Annotated in this window: 5 protein-coding genes and 1 pseudogene; 4 read left to right on the top strand and 2 right to left on the bottom strand. The window is 60.9% G+C overall.

The features are described 5' to 3' along the window. Window positions 1-147 precede the first annotated feature (147 nt). From EN893_RS23440 to EN893_RS23430, 3 genes are read left to right on the top strand one after another with little or no spacing between them, the layout of a single operon-like run. On the top strand, window positions 148-585 hold the full coding sequence (locus EN893_RS23440) for a DUF1801 domain-containing protein (RefSeq protein WP_127267743.1): 438 nt from the start codon (window positions 148-150) through the stop codon (window positions 583-585). Between the two features lie 29 nt (window positions 586-614). Continuing rightward, complete coding sequence (locus tag EN893_RS23435; RefSeq protein WP_127267742.1) at window positions 615-1,007, top strand: VOC family protein; 393 nt, start codon at window positions 615-617, stop codon at window positions 1,005-1,007. Between the two features lie 40 nt (window positions 1,008-1,047). Beyond that, window positions 1,048-1,455 carry a DUF1801 domain-containing protein gene (locus EN893_RS23430; RefSeq protein WP_127267741.1) on the top strand — a complete coding sequence of 136 codons (408 nt, stop codon included), beginning with the start codon at window positions 1,048-1,050 and terminating at the stop codon, window positions 1,453-1,455. Here the strand turns inward: EN893_RS23430 and EN893_RS23425 are convergent. Further along, complete coding sequence (locus EN893_RS23425; protein WP_127267740.1) at window positions 1,452-2,630, bottom strand: NAD(P)/FAD-dependent oxidoreductase; 1,179 nt, start codon at window positions 2,628-2,630, stop codon at window positions 1,452-1,454. The genes EN893_RS23430 and EN893_RS23425 overlap by 4 nt on opposite strands. Before the next feature lie 81 nt (window positions 2,631-2,711). After that, the gene (locus tag EN893_RS23420; RefSeq protein WP_127267739.1) at window positions 2,712-3,299 is read right to left on the bottom strand and encodes a TetR/AcrR family transcriptional regulator; all 588 of its coding nucleotides are present in this window, start codon (window positions 3,297-3,299) and stop codon (window positions 2,712-2,714) included. Window positions 3,300-3,437: 138 nt separating this feature from the next. Here EN893_RS23420 and EN893_RS23415 point away from each other — a divergent pair. Then, window positions 3,438-3,778, top strand: a pseudogene (locus EN893_RS23415) (DUF308 domain-containing protein); the annotation flags it as partial.

Here is a 3,778-nt window from a genome sequence, read left to right as displayed (position 1 = left end):
GGCGTTCGGCCACCCTCCCGCCTGGGTCGTCTATTCGCCGCTCCTGCCGCTCTTCCTGCTGCTGTTCAGCGGCCTGTACATGTTCGTGCTGCCCTATGCCGCCAGGGGCCGCGGCGCGCAGCGTGCCGGCGGATAGGAGTGGGTAGAATGACCAAGACGCAGGGTCAGTCGACCAAAGCGGCACCGGTCCTGCTCTCGGGTGGCAACCCGCAAATCGCCAAGGGCGACGGCGACGCTCCGGTGCAGGCCTACATCGCTGCAATGCCGGGCTGGAAGCGTGGCCTCGGCGAGCGGCTCGACGCGCTCATCGAACACAACGTGCCCGACGTGCGCAAGGCCGTGCGCTGGAACTCGCCCTTCTACGGCGTCGAGGGCCAAGGCTGGTTCGTGAGTTTCCATGTCTTCACCCACTATTTGAAAGTGACCTTCTTCAGCGGCACGTCGTTGCGGCCGATTCCGCCTGGCGGCACGGCCAAGAGCAAGGATGTGCGCTGGATCGACATCCGCGAAGACGATCCGTTCGATGAGGCGAGGATGGTGGAATGGATCAAGCAGGCCGCGGCCCTGCCCGGCTGGATCCCGTAATGACCGACTATGACAGAGGAAAAAGAGCCATGAAGATCAAGCTGACCAGCGTGTATGTGGACAACCAGGAAAACGCACTGCGCTTCTACACCGACGTGCTGGGCTTCACCAAAAAGGCCGATTTCAGCAACGGGCCTTATCGCTGGCTGACCGTGGCCTCGGCTGAAGAGCCTGATGGAACCGAGCTGCAACTCGCGCTCAACGACAACCCGGCCGCCAAGGCCTATCAGGAAGCCATCTTCAAGCAGGGCCAGCCCGCGGTCATGTTCTTCACCGACGACGTCAAGGGCGACTACGAGCGCATCAAGGCGAAGGGCGGTGCGTTTATCCAGCCGCCGACCGAGGCGACCGGTTCGACCATCGCCCAGTTGAACGACAGCTGCGGCAACCTCGTTCAGATCACCCAGCTGGCGCGCTGGTAACGGCGGCGGTTGAAACGGGTCGAGACACAGGAGACACCCAATGACCCCCTCGCAACATATCGACCAAATGATCGCCGGCCTCATCGATTGGCGCGGCGATACGCTCGCCGGCATCCGCAAGACCATCCTTGCAGCCGACCCGGACATCGTCGAGGAGTGGAAGTGGATGGGCAGCCCGGTATGGTGCCTCGATGGCAACATCGTGGTCGGCAACGCCCACAAGGACAAGGTGAAGCTGACCTTTTCCCATGGCGCCAGCCTGCCGGACCCCGACAATCTGTTCAACAATGGTTTTGGCGGCAAGGTGTGGCGGGCAATCGACATGTTCGAGGGCGACAGGCTCAATGAGGGCGCTTTAAAAGAGCTCGTCCGCGCAGCGATCGATTACAATCAGGCCAAAAAGAAGAAGAAAGCGGCTGCCGGGGCGAAGCCACAGACGCAAGTCTAGGCCGCCTGGCCTGCCACCCAGCCCGACGACCATGCCCACTGGAAATTATAGCCACCCAGCCAACCCGTGACATCGACGACTTCGCCGATGAAGAACAGGCCCGGCACGGATTTCGCCTGCATCGTCTTCTGGTCCAGCCCGTTGGTGTCGACCCCACCCAGCGTCACTTCGGCGGTGCGGTAGCCCTCTGAGCCGGCAGGCTTGATGCGCCAGTCATTGACTGCGGCAGCTATGGTTTTCATCTGGGCGTCGGAAAGATCAGCAAGGTTGCCGTCGATCCCGGTGCGCTCGGCGATCGACTGCGCAAGCCGCTTCGGCAGATGATTTGCCAGCACCGTTTGTGCCGCTTGCCGCCCATTGCTTCGCTTGGCCACCCGAATGAGGTCCGCCACGTCAACTGCCGGCAGCATGGCGATGCGGATTTCATCGCCCTCGCGCCAATAGGAAGAGATCTGCAGGATAGATGGCCCGCTGACGCCACGATGCGTGAACAGCATCGCTTCGGAGAACCGCGTCTTGCCGCAGGCGACTTCCGCGTCGACGACGTTGCCGGCCAGGGGCGCCAGCCGTTCGAGCGTGTTTACGTCGAAGGTCAGCGGCACCAGCGCCGGTCGCGTTTCGACAATGGCAAGGCCGAACCGTTCGGCAAGCTCATAGCCGAAACCGGTCGCCCCCATCTTGGGGATCGACTTGCCGCCGCAGGCCACCACCAGCGACTGGCAAGTAACCAAGCCTGTGGAGAGGGTGAGCGCAAACCCCTCCACGGTTTTGCGGACATCCTCAACGCTGGCCGAGAGCGCCAGCTCCACGCCCCTGCCCTGCATTTCCGAGACCAGCATGTCGATGATCTGGCGCGCCGAGCCGTCGCAAAACAGCTGCCCAAGCGTCTTCTCGTGATAGGCAATGCGTTGGCGTTCGACGAGGGCGATGAAATCGCGCTGCGTGTAGCGACTGAGCGCCGAAATGCAGAAATGCGGATTGCCCGACAGAAAATTCTGCGGGCTGGCATGGATGTTGGTGAAATTGCACCGGCCGCCGCCGGAGATGCGGATCTTCTCGCCAGGCGCCGTCGCATGATCGAGGATCAGCACCGAACGGCCGCGCTTGGCCGTCTCCACGGCGCACATCATTCCGGCGGCACCCGCGCCGATGATCACTACATCATAGGATTGCATCAGGCTATTCGTTCCCGCTCGACCAACTCATTTGGGGCGCGCCACTTGCGCTGCCTGATACCACTTTGGCCCGATAGTTTTCTAGCAATCCCGTCCCAGCAGCCTGGTGATCTGGGGGGTGACGATTATGGTGAACAGCCCGGGATCGCTGAAAGCCCTCGCGGACAGCATTGCCCCGTGAACCGATGCCATCAGCATCTGGGCCTCCTCCTCCGGCCGGTTGTTCAAGCGGAACAAGTCCTGTTCCATTCCAGCCCGCAGCACCGACGTAAGCCATCCCGCGAGATTTTGGAAATGGGCACGAACGCGTGACGCCACCTCTTCCGGCAGCATCTGCATCTCGCCGGCGAGCATCGCGCAGACGCAGAACGACGGCGAGGCATCGCGAATGCATGTCCGCCAATAGTTCAGATAGGACTGCAGTTGTTCAGCAGGGCTTGAGAGTTCTCCCCGGAGAGACTCCAAACCCACTTCGGCCTGCCGCCTGTAACGATCCACCAGCACCGAAACCAGCTCGGCCTTCGTCGGAAAATGATGGTGGATACTCGCCTTCCTGATGCCGATGTCAGCCGAGATATCGGCATAGCTGAACCCGTTGTAGCCTCCCGCGACGATGAGAGACTGCGCGACATCGAGAATCTTTTCTGAAGTCGAAGCCATTGATTTCATATCGCCGCCTACCTTCTGGTAGGCGAACTGTCAAGGTTGCATCGTTCCCGATTCTCACAGGGAGGTGTTCCGGACATTGGGTTGACTTAGGGGTTTTGTCTACCTACTAATAGGTAGACAGCAACAAGGAATCTGCCAATGCAAAACCAATCTTTCACCCGGTCCGGATGGCTACGATCCTATTATTTCGCACGCGCCATATTTTCTATCGCCTGGGTTGCTGCCGCCATCCTGTTCAACGGGCAACCCGGTCCCACCGCGTTTCTGCTCGTGATCTACCCGGCATGGGACGCTCTCGCCAATCTGGTTGACGCCAGGGTAAATGGCGGCCTGAAGGCCAACTCGTCCCAGGCTTTGAATGTCGTGGTCAGCACGATAACGGCGCTCGCCGTCATCGTGGCGGTTAACAACAGCATGTATGCCGTTCTGGCCGTGTTTGGGGTTTGGGCGATCCTCTCAGGCCTGCTGCAGCTGAACAC

The organism is Mesorhizobium sp. M7A.F.Ca.CA.004.04.2.1 (assembly GCF_004022825.1).
Classification (GTDB): Bacteria; Pseudomonadota; Alphaproteobacteria; order Rhizobiales; family Rhizobiaceae; genus Mesorhizobium.
The sequence above is the reverse complement of the archived record's forward strand: the minus strand, read 5'-3'. Positions and strand labels throughout refer to the sequence as shown.